Genomic DNA, 22,753 nt, shown 5'->3' with positions numbered 1-22,753 from the left:
CAGTCCTTAATTCCCAGATGTTACAAAGGGAACTGTTGCAATATCCTTTAAGCTTACTGAGGAAAGAAGTTCCTCCCATTGCTTGAGAATAGCCGCATTTTTGGGTTGGGCGGTATGCAGCACAGCCATTGTTGCTACACAGTCATACCAGACCCCGTTTTTACCGAAAGCTGCTGCTTGCTTTAAAGCATCTTTCTGCTGCATCGCTGTTGCCAGTTCAGCAGTAGGCTGGATACGCTGAATCCAACCATCAACGTAAGGTGTACTTGGGCCAAGTGTTCCGTTCACTTTCAGTGCCAAAAACCACTGATAGTTTTTACCAACTGCTAAAGCGGGTGCATCAGCTGGTAATTTGACTGCGATCACCCCAGCTTTAAGAGCAACGGGAATGGTCATTTGATAATGTATATTGCCAGCTTCATCTTTGAGGCTGAACACAGCTTCTTCTGCATTAGAAGTAGGTAAGTATACCAAAATTGTAGGGCGTTCAGACACTGTTGTGCCATAAAAGCTTTGGGGCAGAAGTGCGATTAGCGCTGCGGGCCCTCCTACTGCTACAGTCGAAGGATTCAAGTAGTAAGTACCAACGCGGGAAGCGCCTCCAGATGCTTGGTTTGGAGCGCTATTACCTTTGGTTGGGGTAAACAGGTTGCCACGAGACGCTCCTCCTGTTGCTTGTCTAGGGGCGCTGTTACCTTTGGTTGGGGTAAACAGGTTGCCACGGGACGCTCCTCCTGTTGCTTGGCTTGGAGCGCCATTTTTGACAGGTGGGGTAAATGTTACAGCATAGGCACTAGCCCATGTACTGCTAGCTATCAGAGCAATGATGCTCAATGCACTAGTTAAATATCGACGTTTCATTGTGTTTGACCTCATTTCATTAAACAGTGATAGAAAATACATGAAATCACTGCGCTAAAAAGTTAGGGAATATTTCTAAACACTAGCCAGGGCAGGGAAGCTTACTAGCATTTATATACCAATGTAGGCTGAAGTTCCATAAAGTAGATGTTTTTTTTGTGTATATACAGCCAGGAATATTACGTAATTACAGCCAGTTTCCAACTAAAACAAAGGCAGACCAAAAGAACGGATCATGGAAATCAGTTTGGCGAATCAGGTTAATTTGTGCTTGCCGTAGTGCTTCAGCTTTGGTTATTCTGGGTAGCCGTAGTTGGTCATAGAAGCGAGTCATGAGCATTTGGGCTGCCTTATCTTTGACTGGCCAAAGTGTGGCAATGGTGGAACGCGCACCGGATTTAACAGCCAAGCCTGCTAGTCCAAGAACAGCGTGATTGTCTCCTGTTGCAGTATCGCAGGCACTCAATACTAATAATTCGATCGCTTTTGATGAATCACCACTACGATTTTTGAGAAGTTCGGATAGCTCCTTCACATTAAGTTCTCCATCCCACGTAAGTAAAAAGGTATTTTCGAGACGAGAGCTAAATTGCCCGTGGGTTGCTAGATGAATAACATTGGCCTTACTTGATTTGACATGAGCCGCCAGGGCAAGACTTGTAAATTTTTCGTTCAGTAACATCGAAGATGGCACCGTTTGGGAAATTTCCTTTACTTCTGATTCCACAGATGGCAAGGCACTAAAACCAGCACGAGATTGGCTAATACCACCGATAATCGCATCAATGTGGTTTGAAGAGAGCGATCGCGCCGCCATTAGTTGCAATCCTGGTGAGAGCGCCACAGCATACTTCTCAATTAGATATCGATTACCGTCATACAGGGCTGCCATTGGAATGTTCCGCAATCGACCATCCAAAACAAATACTAGTGTCTTAGTATCAATGAATGCTTGATCTACTTCTGCTTTTTGAATCAGCCAGTCATAAATCTGCTGGGACAATTGATCCCGAACTTTTGAGTCTGAAACTGGGTTGAGAGCAACTAGAAATTTATCTAAAGTTTGCTCAATTTCAGCTTGAGATTTTTGAGTGACATAATAACGCAGTGGTTGTCCAGCGTGAGCGAGAATTACTCCTAAGCGATCGCTTAAGATAATCGGATAAATAACTGTTGCTGTGGGGTCAACTTCGTCAATCTGCTGGGCTTTATCTAAACAAGCTTCGCGGAAAAAGTTATCAAGTTCGGCGATTTGGAGTGACTCAATCAATTCACGCGCTTGCATCAATGCGGCCTGGGTTGGTTGCTCATCGAGAAGTAAACCCACCAGTTCCCGATACACAGGCTCCACACTTTCGCGGAAAGAAAATTGGACATCGGGGTTAACAGCAACCATATCGCCTCGCAGTGCCTTTAATGACTTAACTGCTTCTGTATAGGCTGTAATTGCTTTGGAGCGATCGCCTTGTTGCTTATACAACTTTCCGACCTGCCATGCTGATTGAGCAATCAGATCGTCAGCTTGGAGTTGACGAGCAATATTGAGGGATTTCTCGGCTAATTCCTTTGCCTCAGACCACTGTTTTTTGCGACCATAGAGTTGTGCCCACTGATACAGTGCATAGGCTTGAGCGGTTGCATCCTGAATTTTTTGGGCAGACTTAACTGTGTCTGCCATGAGTTGTGCCAAATCTTTACTTGGTAAAACTTGATCGGGGTTTTCTAAGCGATTCAAGGTTGCTACAAAATTAATCGCTGCATTAAGGGAACTATGACTGGGTGCTAGTTCTGACAACTGTTGTCGTAATTGAGGCGCGAGGGGAATTGCATATTCTAGTTTGTTATAATCTACCAATAATTTGAAACGAGCTAAACGCGCTTGTAAAGCTTCATTCGGGTTCGTAGCTGCTGTTTGGGCATCTTCAAAATAATTTAATGCTGCTTCTGGATCGAGTAAGTCAGAGGCAACTTTCCCTAGACTCGAAAGAATAGAACTTAACTGAGTTTTAGCGACAATTTTGTTCGCTGTGGCTAAACTTTGTTCTAAAACTTGCTGGCTTTTATTATCACCGATCGCCTGCAAAGCTAAACCTAGCGATCGCAACCCACTAACTTTGATTTCCGAATCTGGCATTGCTGCTAAGTTTTGCGTTAACACCTCCAATTGTTGTTTCGAGCGGCGATAAAATCCTAAAGTTTGTAAAGCTTGTGCCTGGTTAATTTGACTGCCTATGCTGCCCATTTTATCGCCTGCTTGCTCATAATATTTTTGAGCTTGTTGCCAAGTTTCTAAGGCGGCTTCAGTTTTGTCTGTATGTAGTTGTAAATTTCCTTGAGTATTCAGTATTTGCGCCCAGATAATCGTATCGGCAGACGGTCTAACCGTTTGCAAAATTTTTATACTTTCTTCGATAGATTGTTTAGCTACTTCCCATTGGTTTAGTTCTTGTTGTGCCAATGAGAGGTAACTTAAACTTAGAGCTTCGTTGGTGCGATCGCCTTGATTATGATACTGTTGTGCTGCCGTTTGCCAAACCTTGATAGCTTCTGCAAAACTTCCCAATTGGTAAAAGTTTCGTCCTTGTTCTAGGCTGTTAACAGGTTGGGCAGAAGCGAGAACAGAGGTTGTTATTGGTGAAGATGCTTTTACAGGTGTAATGGTAAATGCTAAACACAAACTTAAAATGCTCAGGCTGGCATATAGCCAACGAGTTTGTTTAATTCGGAAAGCCATAAATAATTATTTATTATTGAGCAGTTAGTTTGAAAATTAGTCACAGCACAAGTGTTTAGAAAATGACTATATGTATAATGCCCAACTTATAATGCCAGCTATCAGTTGAGGGAGGATTCACATACAATATAAGTAGTGGTATGAAAACAACATTGCACCACAAGTGGTATATAAAATCCTCTCACCCAGCAACAATGTATTTAGCATGGCTGTTCCCAAAGAAGATAATTCTTAATGACAGCAGCATGACACTTGCCAATATGTGATTAACCAAATCTAACCAAAGAGAAATTACTTTCATAAACTAGTTTCTATTTATGGTGCAAACTTAGTATTCCCTCAATGGCATCGATTTTAAAAGGTAGAAAGCTGATTGCAATCTGTTTAAAACGGTGAATAGCTGAGTGAGAAGTATAGCCCATTCTCTTGGAGCGATCGCTTTTCACCGTCTACCGATATCAGGGGAATGCCCCAATCCAGCCTAGCTGAGAATTTATCGCTCTGTTGCCATAGCAGTCCTAGCCCAGTACCTACCAACGTACTAGATGATGGATTGTCGCCCTTGCTATTCCAGCCTTTGCCCACGTCAATAAATGGTGTCAGTTGTAGCACTCCTCCAAGCTTAGAAGCACGCACAATCGGCAATCGAAATTCAGCCGAAAACAACATACCATTGTCTGTTAGTAATGCATCCTGGCGATAACCCCGGACACTTAGCTGTCCACCAAGACCAAATTGCTCTAAAGGTACGAGGGAATCTGCTGCTAGTTGTAAATCACCTCTAACTAATAACAGAGTGTCTGGTGCGAATTGCCGCACCCACTGCGCCTGTCCTCGCCAAGCAAAAAAGCGGCTATCTGGGGCATCTTTATTGACATTGGCATCGAACCAATCTACCCCGATGCTAAATTGCGATCGCGCTGCAAAAACTTGTTTATTGCTGCGTTGGGTATACTCTTGGATAAAACGTAGGGCGGAAATCTTAGTTTTTCCGTTGGTATCTGCACCGGGCGATAAAGGAAACCCACCAATATTATCAAGACCTAACTCTGTTTGGCTTTCTTGGCGTGAGAAGGATAGCCCCACTGCTAATTCCTGAGTTGACTTTTGCACTAATGGTTGCCGATAACCGAATTCGTAAGACCTACTGTTTGACTGAATATCAAGGACGCTGAATGGTTTTTCAATTACGCGGTTCCACCCTTGGTTAAAACCAAAGGATACAGTGCCATTGCGAGCATTAATTGGCAGTGTATAATTCAGATTGATTGTATTACTGCCATCGGTATTGGCGTATCCTACACTGAGAGTATCACCAAAGCCCAGTAGATTGGCTTCTTGCAGATTCACACCCCGGCGAAAACTGCCAACACTAGGCGATCGCCCATTATCTAAAGTTGTTGTCAGCGAAAAAGTATCGGCTTCTTTAACCTCGACTTGCAATATATTGGTTCCGGGACGTACACCCATCTGCAACTCAGCTGATAGGTTTTGAATGCGCGGATCAAGGCGAAGCAGTTGCAGTTTTTCTATTAAGTGCGGTACATTCAGGGGTTGACCAGCACCGAGCCGGATGCGATCGCGAATATATTGACTACGCAATCGCCGATTGCCAACGATTTTAATTTCTTGCAAACTGCCTTCGACTACCTGAATTTTAATGACTCCAGCTTCTAATGTCTGCGGTGTAATTAGAGCGCCAGTAGTTACATAGCCGTTATCAGTGTAAAGCTTGCTAATGGCATCTTTGACTTGCAACAATTCTGCAAACGATACTTCCCGTCCCACAAAGGGAGCCGTAATCGCGGCAAAATCTTTTGGTTGAAAAACTGTACTGCCAACAACTTCAATGCGATCAACTCGGAATTTGGCATTAGAATCATCCTCTCCTATAGTTGGCTGATCGGGTAGTTGTGGCGAAGGAAGTAATTGATTCTGATCTGATGGCTGTGGTAGTATATCCGGAGGTAAGGGAATAACAGGGCTATCTTCTATCCGGCCAGGCGGTAACCTTTGAGGATTAGAAGTTTGGGCGTAGGCGCAGCCCTTTGTAGACATCATCCGATCATAGTTGCACAATACTGCTGCTACAACAAAGCCGAATGTTAAAGGTTTTAGTGTTGCTATGCGAAGTTTACGAATCAGTTGCTGTTTTTGCGTATACTTAATTATTGATTCTTTCTTCATATTTAAATATATACGCATAAACACTTAGCCACTTTTTAAGACATTTCACTATTAATAATTCCCTTACCTAATTAGATAATTTATGTTGCATGACTAGTTATCTAATTAAGCCCCGATACTTGAATGTAACGGGTGTTATATCATTTCATATAAATATTCGCTGTATTTTTTACAACTGCCGTCAGGAGAAATACTGGTTTTTTCCAGAAGTAACCCCAATACCGTCCCGCAGAGTAACCCAACATTTAATTTTGTCTAAGTCCCGCGATGGAATACTGGTCAGAAAACTTTTTATGAATTTCTGCGAAAAACTTGAACTTGAGTTTGATAACTAGATAATAAGCTTTAATAATCTAGGTATTAAACATCAAGTTATGGATTCGGGTATTAGAAATTTAAACAGTCAGAGGCATCTCTAGACTACTTCTGCAAGTATTTCATCAGGAGATTTTCTATGACAAATGTCCACACGGTAAGCAATCTAAACCTACAACTCCAACATCTCGTTGCTCAAGCTTGTTCGCATCCAGCAAAAAGTTTGATGCGGCGGCAAAAACTTAGTGAGATAGTTAGAGTTGTAATGAAATCGGGCAAACTCTGGAAAGAGAACACACCTTACTATAATGATGCTTTGCAACAAACTTGGTTATATTTTTGCCGGAACCCAGAGCAGTATAACCCGGAGAGTTGTAGTGTGATCACCTGGCTCGACAATTGTCTCAAGTGGCGACTGCAAGATTTTCGCTCTAGAGAAGCCCAAATTCAAGCTAAGACTATTCCCCTATTTAGCTTGGAAATTGAAAATACAACCGGAGTAATCGAAAACTTGCCAGCAGCAGCTGATATTCCACCAATTTTGGAAGAGACTTACCAATGGGCTTTTACAGATCCAGACAATGACTTAGTTAGCACCCATGTTAAAGGACGCCCTGAGGTAACTTGCCAAATATTAATCCTGCGACGCCTACCTCCAGAAACTCCCTGGAAAAACATTGCAGAGGAATTCAATTTACCTCTATCAACTGCGCCCAACTTCTATAAACGTGAATGCTTACCTCGCTTACGGAATTTTGCTCTTAGGCAAGGGTATCACGAAATTTGGAATTAAGGCAGAGATATCTAAAGTAGAAGGTTATCTATAAAATGGAAGGAAACTTATGATTCATAGCACTAAAAACTTAGTAGAAAAATCTATTCCGGTAGCTATTACCCAAGCAGCACTAAAGATAGCAGGCTTTTTTGCTGATGAACAGGTAACACCAGAAAAGAAAAAGCAGGTATATCTTAATACATTGGCTGTATGTGCGGTAAATGATTACATGGAAATGATGAACATTGCCACAGACCCAAAGGCTAGCGATAGTTGGAATTCTGCCATGCGCTATTATGCAGATGTAGCAGACCTCAAGTTGAGTGGATTGGGTTACTTAGAATGCCGCCCTGCAAGCCCTGGTAATCTCTGCTATATTCCACCAGAAGTCCCGGATGATAGAATCGGCGTAGTTGTAGTTGAGCTAGACATAGAACATCAACAAGCAACTTTAATCGGGTTTACTAAAACAGTAAAAGCTGGTGAACTTTTATTTAATGAGTTACAGACTATTGAGGATTTACTTGCATATATTGACTCACTTGAAAGCAAGACCACGGAAGTCAAGTTGAGTTACTGGTTACAAAATGTAATTGATGCAGGTTGGCAGCCGATAGAAAAAATTTTAGCATCAAAAACACCACAATTAGCTTTTCGTTATCGAAACGGAGTGACGCGGGGTAAGCTGATTGACATGGGGATAGAACTTCCGGGGCGATCGCTGGCATTAGTTGTTACACTCACGCCAAAAGATTCTATAGAAATCCAACTGAAATTGCAGGTGCATCCATCCAATCAGCAAGACTACTTACCTAACAATCTTATCATTAAAGTGTTAGATGAGAAAGGTACTAATGTTATGGAAGCACAGGCTAGAAGTGGCAGTACTCATGTAACACTAGAGTTTAATGCTCAAAGAGGAGAACGTTTTAGCGTTAACTTAGAATTGGGAAATACTAATATTATTGAAAATTTTGTTGTTTAAACACATACATTGGTTGATTCCTACCCATGCAGAAGTTGGTTGTGTTGAAGCTAGATGGTGATTTGAGCCAGGGAGTAAAAGTCACACTCGAAATTGGGGCAGAAGGCGATCGCGCCAGTATAGAAGTTCAAGGCTATCTGACCCCAAACCCAGAGATTATTGCAGATTATGAGCTTTGGCGAATAACCTATCGCAGTTTATCAAATTTTCGCCTTACACCTGTGAACATTCATGTCGGAAGTTCTCTTAGTGAGCATCTTAAAAAATGCCGCGAGTTAAACGAAAAGTTAGGTCAGCAAATGAATAGTTGGCTCAACTGTAACTCGTTTCGCCTACTTAAAGAGAAATTACTCAAACAGCTAACATTAGATGATACAGTTCGCGTACTAATCAAAACGAGTGACATTTGGCTACGTCGTCTCCCGTGGAATTTATGGGATTTGTTTGAGGATTACTCTCAAGCAGAAGTTGCCTTAAGCGCACCAGAGTATGAATATCTGGCAAAATCAAAGACAAGTATTATTAGAGGGAAGGTAAAAATCTTAGCAATTCTGGGTAATAGTGAAGGAATCTTAATTGATAAAGATCGAGAGCTATTGGAGATGTTACCAGATGCAGAAACAACTTTTCTGGTAGAACCACAGCGCAGCCAGTTAAATGAACAAATTTGGGAACAAGACTGGGACATTTTATTTTTTGCAGGTCATAGTGAGAGCCTTGAGGATGGTAAGAGTGGCAATATTTATATTAATAAAACAGATTGCTTGACAATTGATGAACTAAAGTATGGTCTTTTAAAAGCTGTCAGCAAAGGGTTGCAGTTAGCGATTTTTAATTCTTGTGATGGACTAGGACTAGCACATCAATTAGAAGACTTGCACATACCACAAATTATCGTTATGCGGGAGGCAGTGCAAGACTTAGTAGCACAAGAATTTTTAAAGAATTTCCTCAAAAAATTTTCCAGTGGTGAGTCTATGTACTTAGCAGTACGAGAATCAAGGGAAAAATTACATGGTATTGAAGATAAATATCCTTGTGCGGTTTCCTTACCTGTAATTTGTCAGAATCCAGCAGCAGTGCCACCGACTTGGAAAGATTTTCTGAGAAATCCCCAAACAGAAATTAGCAAGCCTCAAGTAAATAAATATAGAACTAAAGCGCAGTTACGGTGGCGTAGAATTAAAGTAATACTGTTATCAAGTTTAGTTATTACTGGTTTGGTAATGGGAGTGCGATCGCTTGGGTTATTGCAAGCATCAGAATTAAAAGCTTTCGACCACATGATGGGATTACGGCCAGAGGAAAAACCAGATTCGCGTTTTCTAATTGTCACTATTGATGAAGCGGATATCCAGTATCAAAACCGCATGAATATGAATATGCGATGGTCACTCTCAGACCAAGCACTTGCACAATTATTAAAAAAACTAGATCAGTATCAACCAAACACTATTGGCTTAGACATCTATCGTGATTTCCCTGTAGACTCTAATAGTGCAGATTTAGCAACTAGACTACAACAAGATAAACGCCTTTTTACCGTATGCAAAGTTTCTGCGGCTTCTGACGGTGCGCCAGAAGGCACTCCTCCACCGCCAGAAGTTCCAGAAGAACGCCAAAGCTTTAGTGATTTTGTTGCAGATGATAATGATATAGCTCGCCGTCAGCTTTTGCATTTAACACCTCCTTTAACATCTCCCTGTGCAGCAGAATATGCTTTTAGTCTCCAGATTGCGCTTCATTATTTAGAGGCTAAAGGTATTAAGTCATATATCAACTCACAAAATCACTTGCAGATAGGCAATGTCGTATTTAAGCAATTAAAATCTCATACTAGCGGCTACCAAAGAATCGATGCCTTGGGTTATCAAGTACTAGCAAATTACCGTTCGCTTTCTTCTCCTCAAAACATTGCTCAACAAGTATCCCTCAGAGATGTTCTTAACAATAAAATTAATTCAGAATTAGTCGAGTTATTAAAGGGGCGGATTATTTTGATTGGTGTTACTGCTCCAACAACTACTGATTACTGGCAAACTCCTTATAGTGCTAAAGCAGGGTCAAATCAAAAGCTGATACCAGGGGTATTTGTTCAAGCTCACATGAGCAGCCAGATCCTTAGTGCTGTTTTAGATCATCGACCTCTGCTTTGGTGGTGGCCGACTTGGGTTGAAGCACTCTGGGTATGGGCATGGTCATTATTAGGAGGAATTTTAGCATGGTATATTCGGCATCCTATACGCCTGGGAGCAGCTGGGATAATAATGCTATTTTCATTATTTACTATATGTTTTGGGATTTTTACTCAAGCAGGGTGGATACCACTTATCCCACCAGCATTGGCATTAATATCTACACAAGTAGCAGTTGTGTCTAGGGATATTCGTAATCAATAACTTTTGCAAGAAACTTTTTATATATTTACATTGATAATGTTATTATATTCAGTATTAACACGCTAAAAAGCTCAAAATAACACTATGTAAAATTGCAAACATTGTAAACAAATATATAATTTGTGATTTTTAATCTAGTTATATTAATACAAAGAATATTTACAATTCTTTGCTTCACTCAAAATTATATATTTGAGTGGAAATTACATCAAGCATTTTATAGGTTATATCCACCTACTAGTGGATCAAGTTTAAATTGATGGATAAGCAAGTTCCTCGTAAGGACTTTAGTCCTGATGTTAAACCTACACTTTGTGCTTACTACAAACCCTCAAAACTAACTTAGACATTGTACTACCTCTGATCAAGATGAACACCTCAGTATCAAGAAAGCTGAAAATAATATCAATAAGTAAGCATTATTGATATTATTTTAGGCTTAATTATTTATTGTAAGGCGTTTATCTAAGTGTGATAAATGTATCTTTTTGCTAGTCAAGTGCTTAAGTATCGCTTTAATCATTGGGAAACCAACCAAACGATAAACTTTTTTTATTCATTTAACCACAAATCATTTATTTTGTCAACACTAATTTAGATAAACTTACTTTCCGCAATCTTATATCTTTCTAGTGTAGTTAAGATTAGTAAATTACTGCAATGTCTTTCATAATCACGGTAAACGCATCTCAAGAATAAAACCCCTTTATGGGCATTTCATGGTTTCGGCTAGTTTAAATCAATATCCCTACATATTAAGGGTATCCAAAATTATGTGTGTTTGTCCTGCTTTCATAGCTGTTTATTTTCTATTCCTGACGTTTATATTACTTTTGTCAAAGGAGTATATTGTTGATGAAACTTACTTGCATTATGACATTAGTACTTTTTGGATTGGTAAGTTACCCCATAAGAGTTTTGGCACAGGTAGATCAATTATTTAACCAATCCCTTGCTAATACATCTAGCCAATCTAAACGTCCAAAATTTCCAGATAACGGCGCACCTACTGGACGTCGTAAAGGAGGTACAAGCCGTGATGGTTGTACTCCGTTGAACACGCCAATTACTGCTTTAGTTCCTGGTGAAGAAATTGCAGATGAATCAAAATCTTTTTTGACATTCACAATTTCTGAATATCCAACTTTTTGGGTTTTTGTACCGGAACTACCAAAAAATGCGGTTCTTGGAGAATTTCTACTTCAAGATGAAAATGACAAAAACATCTACAAGACATCTTTATCATTACCACAAAGGGCTAGTATTGTTGGTATTAAGTTACCACATAATTCACAATCTGGTTTAAAAATAAACCAAAAGTATCAGTGGTATTTTAAAGTTTTCTGCGGCAATTCCCAGCAAATACCAGACTATTTTTATGTGAAAGCATGGATACAGCGTGTGCCGTTAAATTCTGATCTTGAAAGTCAATTGAAAAGGACGCAATCAAGAAAGTATACTACTTATGCTCTTAACCAAATTTGGCAAGATGCTTTAACTAACTTAGCTACTCTGCGTCGTTCTGATCCAAACTCAAACCTTTTTACAGAGGATTGGACGCTTTTGTTAAAAGATGTTGGTTTGGCAGAATTTGCAACAGCACCGATTGTAGAACTTGAGAGTGACGAAAAAGCCATCACTCAATCAAATTAGTATAATAAATATGGCTAAATTGCCAGTATTATTGCGTATGCTACAATCCTATTTAAGATTCTTGAAATTTTTCTTGCTGCTAGTAGGAACAGCCATACTGTGCATTTTTAGTTCACCTACTTTAGCAACTTTTTCTCACATCAGCCTAAATATTCCACAAACTAAGATTCAAAACTCACCTGTCTTAGATAAAAGCTTTGTAGAACAGGGTAAAGCTTTGTATGAGGCAGGTTTATTTACTGAAGCACTTCAAGTTTTGGAACAAGCTGCTATTGGCTTCCATAACACAGGAGACAAACTCAACCAAGCTATAGTCTTAAGCAATCTTGCCTTGATTTATCAACAGCTTGGCAAACAGACACAAGCAGAACTTGCAATTAGCCAAAGTCTCAATCTCTTAAAAAATTTAGATAGCTCAAAAGAGCGTGCTGCAATTATAGCGCAATCTTTAGATGTACAAGGAAAATTACAATTAGCGCAAGGACAAACTGAAATTGCGTTGTCCACTTGGCAAAAAGCTGCTGATATATATGAGCAAATAGGCGATAAGGCGACACTAACTCGTAATCGGATTAACTCTGCTCAAGCTATGCAAGCTTTAGGGCTTTATCGCCAAGCACAAAAAACTTTAACTGAAGTTCAACAAAACCTTACTACTCTTCCAGATTCATCGCTCAAAGTTGCTGGACTAGATAGCCTTGGCAATGTCCTACGAGTTATTGGTGATTTTAATGAATCACGAAAAGTTTTAAAGCAAAGTTTAACTCTAGCAACAGCTCTAAATTCTTCAATAGCTATAGGTGATAGCTTCCTCAGTTTAGGTAATACAGCTTTTGCCGAAGCAAAAACTCAACATGAGGTAGGGAATACAGACCTTGCTCAACAAGAAGTTCAAGCTGCTTTAAACTTTTATCAGCAAGCGGCTAGAAATACACTAGGTACTACACGTATTCAAGCACAGCTAAATCAACTTAACCTACTTTTAGAATTTTTCTCTAAAAAAGAAGCCGCAAATACGTTTAAACAAGCTTTATCCTTGTCTGAGCAAATTTTGGCTGAAATTAATAAATTAGTTCCTAGCCGAAACTCAATATACGCTCGGATTCAATTCGCCTCTATTTTAATGGATTTAACACAGAAAACCGATGCACCTATTTTATCAAATTTAAATATTGCCCAACTCTTGTCTACCGCAATACAGGAGGCCCAAAGCCTAAAAGACCAGCAAGCTCAATCTTATGCTCTTGGAACTTTGGGTCGTCTGTATGAAAAGAATAAGCAGTTAGGTGATGCTCTAGAACTAACAACAAAAGCTTTATTTATTGCTCAAAGTATTGATGCATCAGACATTCTCTATCAGTGGCAATGGCAGCAAGGACGTTTACTCAAGCAACAAGGAAATCTCAATGCTGCACTCAAGGCTTATGATACAGCTTATAAAACTTTAGAATCTCTTCGCGGTGATTTAGTTGCTACTAATTTAGATGTTCAGTTTTCTTTCCGAGAAAGTGTAGAACCTATCTATCGAGAGTTAGTTGAATTACAGTTGTTAACAGAGAATACTCAAGGGAATCAACAGAGTAGTCAATATAATCTTAAACAGGCACGTAAAGTCATTGAGTCACTTCAGGTTGCAGAACTGAATAACTTTTTTCGTTCACCTTGTTTAGAACCAGTTGTAGAGATTGACAAAGTGGTGGAGCAGGATAAAAAGGCAGCAGTTATTTATTCAGTTATTTTGCCCGATCGCTTCGATGTTATCCTTACCTTGCCTAATCAACAATTACAGCACTATACCACTAAGATACCTCAAGAAAAGGTAGAGAGTACTGTTACTTCATTACGTAAATCTTTAACAGATGTCGCAGGTACTTATGAAGTGAAAGAACAGTCCCAAAAAATATATGACTGGTTAATTAGACCAGCCGAAACTGAATTAGTTAAAAGTGGCATCACTACTTTAGTTTTTGTATTGGATGGAGAATTAAGAAATATTCCGATGGGGGTTCTTTACGACCCGCAGCAAAATAAATATCTCATAGAGAAATATGCGATCGCTTTAACTCCTGGTTTACAATTGTTTAATCCTAAACCCTTGCAAAAAGTACAGTTAAATGCTTTAACTGCCGGAGTGGGAGAAGCGCGTTCTATAGGAGGTCAGAAATTTTCGGCACTAAAAAATGTAGCACGGGAACTCAAAGAAATTCAAACTGAGGTTCCTAGAAGTGAAGAGCTGTTAAATCAGCAATTTGTCGATAGCAACTTGCAAAAACAATTGCTTGCAACTCCATTTTCTATAATTCATTTAGCAACTCACGGTGAGTTTAGTTCAGATCCCGAAAAAACTTTTCTTCTCACCTGGAATAAATTACTGAAAGTTAAGGAATTTGATAGTTTATTACGAGTTAGCGATAGAAATAGGTCTGGTAAGATCGAGTTACTTGTCTTGAGTGCTTGCAAAACTGCTCTTGGCGATCAGCGAGCTGCTTTAGGATTAGCTGGCATAGCTGTACGAGCAGGCGCACGCAGTACACTAGCAAGTTTATGGTCAGTGGATGACCAATGGACTGCTAAACTTATGAGTGAGTTTTATCGAAACCTAAATACTGGGATCAGCAAAGCCCAAGCACTCCAGCGTGCTCAATTAAGTGTATTTGCTAAACAAAAAAGCCCTTATTTCTGGGCACCTTATGTTCTAGTAGGAAATTGGCTTTGATAAACACAATTAACCCTATTTACTTCTGAGCTTGATAATCACTGCAAGCTACATCCTTGTGCCACGAACTACGACTCTCGGCAGGTACATTAGCTGTAAGTACCACCTCTCCCTTTGCATTTACCACCCATCCATTTGCTTCTACAATCCGTTCTGGTGTGGTAATAACTGGATTAGTAGTAACAGGTGGATTGCTGCTATCACTGCTAGGTTTGAGCGCCACCCAACCGACTTCTACAGTGCCATTCGGGAGAACATCTTTAGTGGGATTAGGAGGTAAGCCGCCTCTTCCGGTGATAGTAAAGCTGCTTTGGGCATAACCTGGGCGATCGCAGACTTGTGCTACTTCAGTTTCTACAGCTATTGCGGGTAGCTCAACTAAGCCACTATTGGGGTCAATACCAGGTGTATTAAGTTCTACTGAACCGTTGAATTGAGGACTTGCCCCTGTAGCAGTGATGTCGCTTTCTGGTGTTGGTGTATTCCGACGCTCAATCCCAAAGATTCCTTGAGCGCTGATTTCAACTTTTCCACCACGAAAGTCAACAGAATTGGCGCTAATATCACTATTTTCTTCAGGAACAGCAACGATAAAGCCATTTGGTGCATCAAGATCAATGTTGCCGCCAGGAATACCAAGACCTTTGGCATTTGTGGTGATAGAACTTTGATTGCGTAGTAAGAATAAAGGCGATCGCGCAAAGATATTTCCGCCGCCTCCTGTAGTGTCAGCAGTGATTTTGGCAGCGTTGTTGAGATATATCGAGTTAGCGTTAAGTTTTAAATCACCCGCAGGCCCTGAGCCTGTACTACTTACAGTTATTTTCCCTCCATCTTGAACTGCCAAGTTTCCTGTTGTCAGTGTCAAGTCACCGCCTGCTCCTTGTCCTGTCGTCTCAGCCGAAATCACTGAGCCTTTACCAGTAATATTAATAGATTCAGGAGCATTGATACTCAGGGTTCCTCCCTCACCACTACCAGAGCTAGCAGCCGATACCGTTGATCCTCCGGTAACATTTACAGCTAAGGTTTGCCCATTGTCATTGGGTTGGATTGTCAAGTTCCCGCCTGGTGCAGTTCCTGTCGTCCCAGCTTCTAAACTGCTACCGTTTGTCAAGTCCAATTGTGCAGCTTTTACGGTCAGATTACCACCATTAGCTGCGGGGTTAGTAGAATTAGTAGCGGCTGAAACGCGCATTCCATTGGTGATGGTGAGTTTTTCAGTGTTAAGAAGCACATCTCCGGCTCGTCCACTAGCAGCACCTTCCGATGTCGCCGCCAAGATACCATTACCATTGAGGCTAATTGACTCAGGGGCAATAAGTGTGAGGTTTCCTCCGTTACCACTACCAGAGGTAGATGCTGATATCTGCGCTTGATCAGAGAAATTAACCCTTAAGGTTTGTGCGTTCAAAGGTTGAAGCGTCAGTTTTCCAGCTGCGCCAGTGCTGCTTGTCTGAGCAAAAACACCACTAGTGGAACCAGATAACTGTATTTCTGGAATATTTAGTGTGATGTCACCTGCTTGTCCACTACCAAAGGTAGATGTACGCAGTTGCCCATTATTCAAAACACTTAAGGTATTAGCGCTAAGAGCAATATCACCTGCATCTCCCTGCCCAGATGTACTGGCTGTTAGTGCAGCACCATCAGTGATAGTTACAGAGTTAGTGTTAACTGTTATATCGCCACCCTTTCCAGTTGAGCCTTCACCGACAGCAGTTGTCAACAGGCTTCGACCTTCAATGTCGCTGGGTTTAGGGCTTTCTAGCGAAGTTCCACTCAGTTCTATAGAAGAGGCGCGAACATTTAACTCACCCGCATTTCCGCCATTAATTGTAGAAACCGATGCTTGCGCTCCACCCTGAATTAATAACCGTCCAGTGTCAATAGTCAAGTTTCCAGCATCTCCTGTACTTGCAGTCCCAGAAATTACACCGCTCGGAAATGGACGATTTTCTACTAAGTCAGAAACGAAAGTTCCACCAAATCCAATAAAATCTTGTATTTGAGAGGCGGATAACCCTTGTTTTGAAGTGCCAACAAGTTCTACTGAATCAGTGGCGTTAATGAGCAAGTCGCCTCCCCGTCCAGAGCTAGAAGTACCAGCCGAGATAATTCCTCCATTGCTGACCATCAGCTTCTTAGTATTAATAACCAATTTGCTTGCATTTCCAGGCCCCTGTGTTCCAGAAGCCAAAACGCTAGGAATATTATCTAATGAGGTGCCACTAAGTTCTACTGAATCAGTGGCGTTAATCAGCAATTCGCCTCCTGTTACAGCTAATTCCCCTCCTGGTTTCTTGTTACCAGTACCAGTTATCACCCATGCACCATCCCGGACAATTAAGCGTCTAGTATCAATAGTTAAGTTGCCCCCAGATCCCCGACCGTCAGTATCATTACGCAATGCACTAGGAAGCTTCTTGGTGATACTGAACAGAGATAATGGAGAATCATTTGCTGAAGTACCAATGAGTTCTACCAAATCTGCCTTCACGGTTAAATCTCCTCCCTTTCCTCTGGTTGCTGTAGCTGCCGATACAACTGCCCCATTCGAGACAGTTAAGCGCCCAGTATTAATAGTTAAATTTCCAGCATTTCCATCTCCAAGAGAAAAACTAGGAACCTGGGTAATATTACTGGGATAAAGGGAAGCGGAAAATAACCCAATAGGAACAAGAAAATTATCAGAAGAGCCGGAGATATTTCCAGGAATATTAATAGCAACCGTGGCATTTGATGAGGGATTGCCAGTTAATTCTACTGAGTCAGAAGCGTTCACAATCAAATCCCCAGCATCACCACCAGAAAAAGTCGCAGTCCCTATTACTCCATCTTCAACAATCAACTTCCCTGTATCCACGAGCAAGTCTCCACCATTTCCGGAACCAAAAACGACATTGTACATCCAGCTATTATTGAGTTCTATGTCATTTGCTTTCACAGTCAAATTTCCAGTACTTCCTGTGGTATTACTACCAACTGATACCCCTGCCCCATTAGAGACAAGTAATCGCCCAGTTTCAATGGTCAGGTTTCCGGCATTTCCACCTGCAATAGGTAGTAAAGGAGTTATAAAAGGAGAAACATTAGGAAGATTCTGGGCATCAAGGGAAGCGGAAAACAAGCCAATAGGAACAGGAACAGAAACAGGAATATTTACAGTAAAAAAGCCTAAAAAATTAAAAGGAACATCTAAGTCAATGTCAATTGTACCGTTTGATGAGGAACTGCCAGTTAGTTCTATTGAGTCAGAGGCTTTTACAACAAGATCCCCAGCTTTCCCACTAGAAATAGTAGCAGTTGCTAGTACTCCATCTTGAATAATTAATTTACCTGTATCCACAAGTAAAGAACCACCATTTCCAGAACCAAAAACGGCGTTGTAGATAGAACTATTTTCGATTCTCAGTGTTCCTTTGGCGCTGAGGGTGACATCTCCAGCTTGGGCGTCATCGGCTCCTGCAAGTGGGCTAATACCCGCACGTAGGCTACTATTTCCTAAAACGTCTATATTCTGGGCATTGATGGCAATACTACCGCCACCACTAGAAGCAACATTAATTTCAGCGCCATTGGTAAGCGACACATTTGCTCGTGCTATATTCTCTGGAAATTTTAACCTAAAATTGTCGCTATTGGTATTAAGAACAACTGTCCCTTCTCCGGCTAAACCTCCTAACTCCACTCGTCCACCAGAAGCATTGAATGAGCCACCATCCACGTTGACATCGCCTCCAACTGCCAGCAAACTACGATTATTATTAACACTTAAAGCTGAGTTGTTTTGAATTGGCGCAGCAGCAATTTGATTGAATAAAAGAGCCGAAGGATTGACTACGAGTAGTTCAGGATTATTCGGAGTAGAAGCACTAAAAAAACCTTGATTGTCAAACCTAATTGCATTAGCTGTAGTTGCTACAAAAGAACCACCTATATCCAGTGAAGCGTTGCGTCCAAAAATAATCCCGTTGGGATTGATCAGAAACAGGTTAGCTATACCATTAGCTTGTATTAACCCTTCAATGTTAGACCTTGAACTACCTGTTACTCTGCTAATAATGTTCTGAATGTCAGTACCGTTGTTGAAGAAAGCAGTATTCCCAGCAGGGACAGAGAATTCCTTAAAGCTGTGGAATAAGTTAGTCCCTGCTTGTGTGCCACCAGTGATGTTGAAGGTGTTACCGTCTGATGATACGTTGGAATTAATCGGTAGAGTGGTATCCGGGGTTATTTGAGCGATCGCACATTTTCCAGACAAAGCGCTGACACTCATCGCAATACCCAGCACTCTACCCCAATAACCTAAATGCCAACTAGCAGACATTACAAGCCTCCACAGGTATTACCAACACTAATGTTTAGTTAAGCACGTATCAAGTTAATCGATGTCTATTACTTAACAATAAGATATAGCTGAACCATGCTGTTTAGGGCTGTTAAGGTTTGAGTAAGCAGTCTCTGGATGAAAAATTGTTTTATTCCCCAATTGTTAGCCGTACTTCATTGGGTTTCTTTAGTAATACTATCGCACAGATGGCGATCGCTCTCTTCTACCTGTTGGCTATTAAGAAGATAATCTTTAGCCGAATTGCAAGCACTTACCATCAAGCTATCTAAAAGCTCATCCATATTTAAATGGTTGATATCCCATAGGATAACCTTATTGTCTGCGCTACCAGACGCGAGAGTGTAGCCATCGGGGCTAAAAGCTATAGTTTTAACCCCAGCCTCATGTCCTATCAGAGTTCTGAGTAGATTACCATGCAAATCCCGGAGTTTGAAGCTATCGGCGTCGCAGATCAAACTTAGTTTTTTGAAAATACTTTAGTTTCGGAGTTAGTGTGTGAAAAAATTTATAAGTATGCAACTAAAAATTATAAGACGATCGCAACCATGTAAATTTAGTTATTTAGTCAATGACAGACTTCAATACAACATTTGTCTTTTAACAAGAGCATGGCCAGATTGAACATCAAACCAGTGAATATCCTCAGGGGGCAATGCTAGTGTAATATCTTCGCCACTCCAATTTTGGTCTGTTGGCAACAAAGCCCGTACCGTAATCGCTCCGGTTTGTGAATCTTCAATCTTGACACTAACCAAATAGTGCATACCCAAGTTTTCCACTAAAAACACTTTCCCTTGGATAGTCTGGGTATCACCTGGTTGAGCAATGCGAACATCTTCTGGGCGGATTCCCAAAACAATCTGCGGTGGTACTGTTGGGATATCGGGGAGAAGTATTTGGAAGTTACCTGCGATCGCATATTGTCCCCTACAAGGTAAAGTCAGCAAATTCATTTGTGGACTACCAACAAATCCAGCCACAAATAGATTAGCGGGATGGTTATAGATGCGGTCAGGTGGATCAAGTTGCTGAACATAGCCATCGTTGAGCAATGCAACTTTTGTAGAGAGTGTCATCGCTTCGGTTTGGTCGTGGGTAACGTAGACAACTGGCACTTTTTGTGCTGCAAAAATTTGCTTGATATCGGCTCGGACTCTTTCGCGCAGTAGTGCATCCAGGTTACTTAAAGGTTCATCTAGCAGGTACACATCAGCATTACGCACCAAAGCACGACCGACAGCAACCCTCTGGCGTTGACCTCCAGACATTTGGCCAGGCTTGCGGTTCATTAACTCTGCTAATCCTAAAACTTCTGCCACTTCTGCGACTCGCTGTTTAATTTCTGTAGGTGGTACTTTTTTCAGCTTGAGTCCAGAAGCGAGGTTTTCGTACACCGTCATGTGGGGATAGAGTGCATAGCTTTGAAATACCATTGCAATGTTGCGATCGGCTGCTCGCTTATAAGTGACATCCACCTCCCCAATCTTAATTTGACCACGAGTCGGTTCTTCAAGACCCGCAATCATGCGTAGGACGGTAGATTTGCCACAGCCAGAAGGGCCAAGTAAAGTGAGAAATTCATGGTTATCTACAGTCAAACTAATGTCTTTAACAGGGACAACTTTAGGATTATAGGTTTTGTTTAAGTTTGTGAGTTCGAGTTTAGCCATTTGTCATTTGTCATTTGTCATTGGTCATTTGTCATTTGTCAGAAATTATTATTCTCCCCTCTGCTCCCCTGCTCCCCTGCTTCCCCTGCTCCCCTGCTCCCCTGCTTCCCCTGCTCCCCTGCTTCCCCTGCTCCCCTGCTTCCCCTTATCCTTTGACAGCACCAGCAGTAAGACCTTGGACAATCCGGCGCTGGAAAAACAAAACTAGTAAAATCAGAGGTAACGTTCCCACAACAGTTGCAGCAGCGATCGGCCCATAAGGAATTTCATATATTGTCGCACCACCCAACTGAGCAGCAGCAACGGGAATTGTCTTCAACTCTTCACGGGTCATAAATGTGAGAGCGAAAATAAACTCGTTCCAAGCAAAAATAAAGGTGAGGATTCCAGTAGTCACCAAGGCGGGAAGGGTCATCGGCAGTACAATTTGCCATAGTAACTGAAAGGTGTTGTAGCCATCGACCCTAGCAGAATCTTCCAAATCTTTTGGCAATTGTTGAAAAAAGCTTCTCAGTACTAAAATTGTTAGCGGCAAATTGATGGCAGTGTAGGGTATAATCAGCGCCAGATAATTGTTACCCAATCTCAGCGCTTGGATAATTTCTAACAGTCCTAAGAACAATAGAATTCCAGGAAATAAGGTAACAATTAGAACGCTGGCGAGGATAGCTCGTTCACCCCAAGGGCGTAACCGTGCCAGTGCATAAGCCGCAGGTGCGCCGATCGCTAAAGATACAGCTGTGGAAGTAATCGATACAAAGGCACTGTTGAAGATGTAGCGCCAAAATGGGCGACGAGTGAATAACTCAATGTAGTGATTGAAAGTAAATCGTGTGGGAAAATAAACAGTAGGAACGGCGGCAATATCCTCATTTACTTTAAACGAGGTCAGTAATTGCCATAAAGCTGGGGATAAGCTGAATAGCACTACTAATACAACTATTATGGGCAGCAAGATTTTTTTCAGAGAAAACTTGCTTTCCCCTTTTGGTTTTGGAGTCGTTGGAACTGCTTGGGGAGTTACACTCATGGGTTAAATGGCTCCTGATGTTTTGGCACGGTATCTGTTAAGCAAGAAACTAGCGATCGCCACCGCAGCAATTAATATTAAAAATGTCACTACTACCAGGGCTGCTCCATAACCAAAATCCAAGTAGCGCATCACCGTAGAATAAATATACAATGACACCACTTCCGTAGCGCCACCAGGGCCACCCCCAGTCATCACAGCAATCAAGTCGAAAATCCCAAAAGCTTGAGCAAACCGAAATAGCACTGCAATTAAGATTTGTGGCAGCAGCAGTGGCAGGGTAATATTGCGGAAGCTTTGCCAAGCAGTTGCCCCATCAACCGAGTAAGCTTCATAGAGGTCTTGTGATATCGATTGCAACCCAGCTAACAACAGAATGCTGATAAAGGGCGTAGTTTTCCAAACATCTGCAAAAACCACTGCTATCATTGCCAGCACCGGATCTCCTAACCAGTTAATCCCAGTCCCAATCAGCCCCAACCGCCGCAGAATATCGTTCACAACCCCAAACTGATCGTTAAAAATCCAAGCCCACGCCAGACCAATCAGAGAAGTAGGCAAAGCCCAAGGGATAATGGCGATCGTACGCACTATGCCCCGTCCAAAAAACGCCTGGTTCAGAACTAGCGCAACCCCCAGTCCTAGCAGTAGTTCTGAGATTACTGATGCTGTTGTGAATACCGTTGTCGCCCACAAACTCTGCCAAAAACGACCATCCCCCGCCATCCGCACATAATTTTCCAAACCAGAGAATACAGGTTGTAGCTCTGTTCCCAAATTTCTAGTAAATACGCTTAACCAAAATGCTCGTAAAATTGGGTAGGCAAATACAAACAACAGCAGCAGCAATGCGGGTGTTAGTAATATCCATGCTGTCTGTTGTTCTCGACTTCTGAGTGTATTTAAATTTGTCATTTGTCATTCGTCATTTGTCATTTGTCATTTGTCATAAGGCATTGAGAATTGGGCATTGGGGATTTTGAACCCTGTTAATGAGCCTTTGAACTCCATTAATGAGTCTTTGAGATGGATTAATGAGCCTTTGAGGTGGATTAATGAGCCTTTGAACTCCAT

The 22,753-nt window shown here is 41.4% G+C and carries 13 protein-coding genes; 5 read left to right on the top strand and 8 right to left on the bottom strand.

Features of this window, described 5'->3' with window-relative positions:
* Window positions 1-6: 6 nt before the first annotated feature.
* The 3 genes from CDC33_RS17510 to CDC33_RS17500 form a co-directional block, all read right to left on the bottom strand.
* Complete coding sequence (locus CDC33_RS17510) at window positions 7-861, bottom strand: DUF928 domain-containing protein (protein ID WP_109009559.1); 855 nt, start codon at window positions 859-861, stop codon at window positions 7-9.
* Window positions 862-1,048: 187 nt separating this feature from the next.
* Complete coding sequence (locus tag CDC33_RS17505) at window positions 1,049-3,595, bottom strand: CHAT domain-containing protein (protein ID WP_109009558.1); 2,547 nt, start codon at window positions 3,593-3,595, stop codon at window positions 1,049-1,051.
* A 384-nt stretch (window positions 3,596-3,979) separates the two neighbouring features.
* Window positions 3,980-5,800: a ShlB/FhaC/HecB family hemolysin secretion/activation protein gene (locus CDC33_RS17500; protein WP_109009557.1), complete on the bottom strand. Its 1,821-nt coding sequence runs from the start codon at window positions 5,798-5,800 to the stop codon at window positions 3,980-3,982.
* Window positions 5,801-6,236: 436 nt separating this feature from the next.
* Here CDC33_RS17500 and CDC33_RS17495 point away from each other — a divergent pair, with 436 nt between their 5' ends.
* The 5 genes from CDC33_RS17495 (at window position 6,237) to CDC33_RS17475 (ending at window position 14,625) form a co-directional block, all read left to right on the top strand.
* Window positions 6,237-6,890 (top strand): hypothetical protein, encoded by a 654-nt coding sequence (locus tag CDC33_RS17495; protein WP_109009556.1) that lies wholly within the window; start codon window positions 6,237-6,239, stop codon window positions 6,888-6,890.
* Window positions 6,891-6,939: 49 nt separating this feature from the next.
* Window positions 6,940-7,857 carry a DUF1822 family protein gene (locus CDC33_RS17490; protein WP_109009555.1) on the top strand — a complete coding sequence of 306 codons (918 nt, stop codon included), beginning with the start codon at window positions 6,940-6,942 and terminating at the stop codon, window positions 7,855-7,857.
* A gap of 41 nt (window positions 7,858-7,898) precedes the next feature.
* A complete protein-coding gene (locus tag CDC33_RS17485; protein ID WP_244919258.1) occupies window positions 7,899-10,256 on the top strand; it encodes a CHASE2 domain-containing protein in 2,358 nt (785 codons plus the stop codon).
* A gap of 855 nt (window positions 10,257-11,111) precedes the next feature.
* On the top strand, window positions 11,112-11,909 hold the full coding sequence (locus CDC33_RS17480; protein ID WP_109009553.1) for a DUF928 domain-containing protein: 798 nt from the start codon (window positions 11,112-11,114) through the stop codon (window positions 11,907-11,909).
* Window positions 11,910-11,946: 37 nt separating this feature from the next.
* Window positions 11,947-14,625, top strand: coding sequence for a CHAT domain-containing protein (locus CDC33_RS17475; RefSeq protein WP_244919257.1), 2,679 nt, complete (start codon window positions 11,947-11,949; stop codon window positions 14,623-14,625).
* Window positions 14,626-14,644: 19 nt separating this feature from the next.
* Here CDC33_RS17475 and CDC33_RS17470 read toward each other — a convergent pair whose 3' ends face one another.
* The 5 genes from CDC33_RS17470 to CDC33_RS17450 form a co-directional block, all read right to left on the bottom strand.
* Window positions 14,645-18,955 carry a two-partner secretion domain-containing protein gene (locus tag CDC33_RS17470; RefSeq protein WP_109009551.1) on the bottom strand — a complete coding sequence of 1,437 codons (4,311 nt, stop codon included), beginning with the start codon at window positions 18,953-18,955 and terminating at the stop codon, window positions 14,645-14,647.
* 176 nt (window positions 18,956-19,131) lie between these two features.
* Entirely contained in the window at window positions 19,132-19,434 is a 303-nt protein-coding gene (locus CDC33_RS17465; protein WP_181374050.1) for a WD40 repeat domain-containing protein, read from the bottom strand.
* A gap of 123 nt (window positions 19,435-19,557) precedes the next feature.
* On the bottom strand, window positions 19,558-20,649 hold the full coding sequence (locus tag CDC33_RS17460; protein WP_109009549.1) for an ABC transporter ATP-binding protein: 1,092 nt from the start codon (window positions 20,647-20,649) through the stop codon (window positions 19,558-19,560).
* A gap of 145 nt (window positions 20,650-20,794) precedes the next feature.
* The gene (locus CDC33_RS17455; RefSeq protein ID WP_109009548.1) at window positions 20,795-21,679 is read right to left on the bottom strand and encodes a carbohydrate ABC transporter permease; all 885 of its coding nucleotides are present in this window, start codon (window positions 21,677-21,679) and stop codon (window positions 20,795-20,797) included.
* Window positions 21,680-21,682: 3 nt separating this feature from the next.
* The gene (locus tag CDC33_RS17450) at window positions 21,683-22,594 is read right to left on the bottom strand and encodes a carbohydrate ABC transporter permease (protein WP_109009547.1); all 912 of its coding nucleotides are present in this window, start codon (window positions 22,592-22,594) and stop codon (window positions 21,683-21,685) included.
* Between the last annotated feature and the right edge of the window lie 159 nt (window positions 22,595-22,753).

Source organism: Nostoc commune NIES-4072, from assembly GCF_003113895.1.
GTDB lineage: Bacteria > Cyanobacteriota > Cyanobacteriia > Cyanobacteriales > Nostocaceae > Nostoc > Nostoc commune.
Note: the sequence above shows the minus strand (reverse complement) of the source record. Positions and strands in the feature narration are given on the sequence as shown.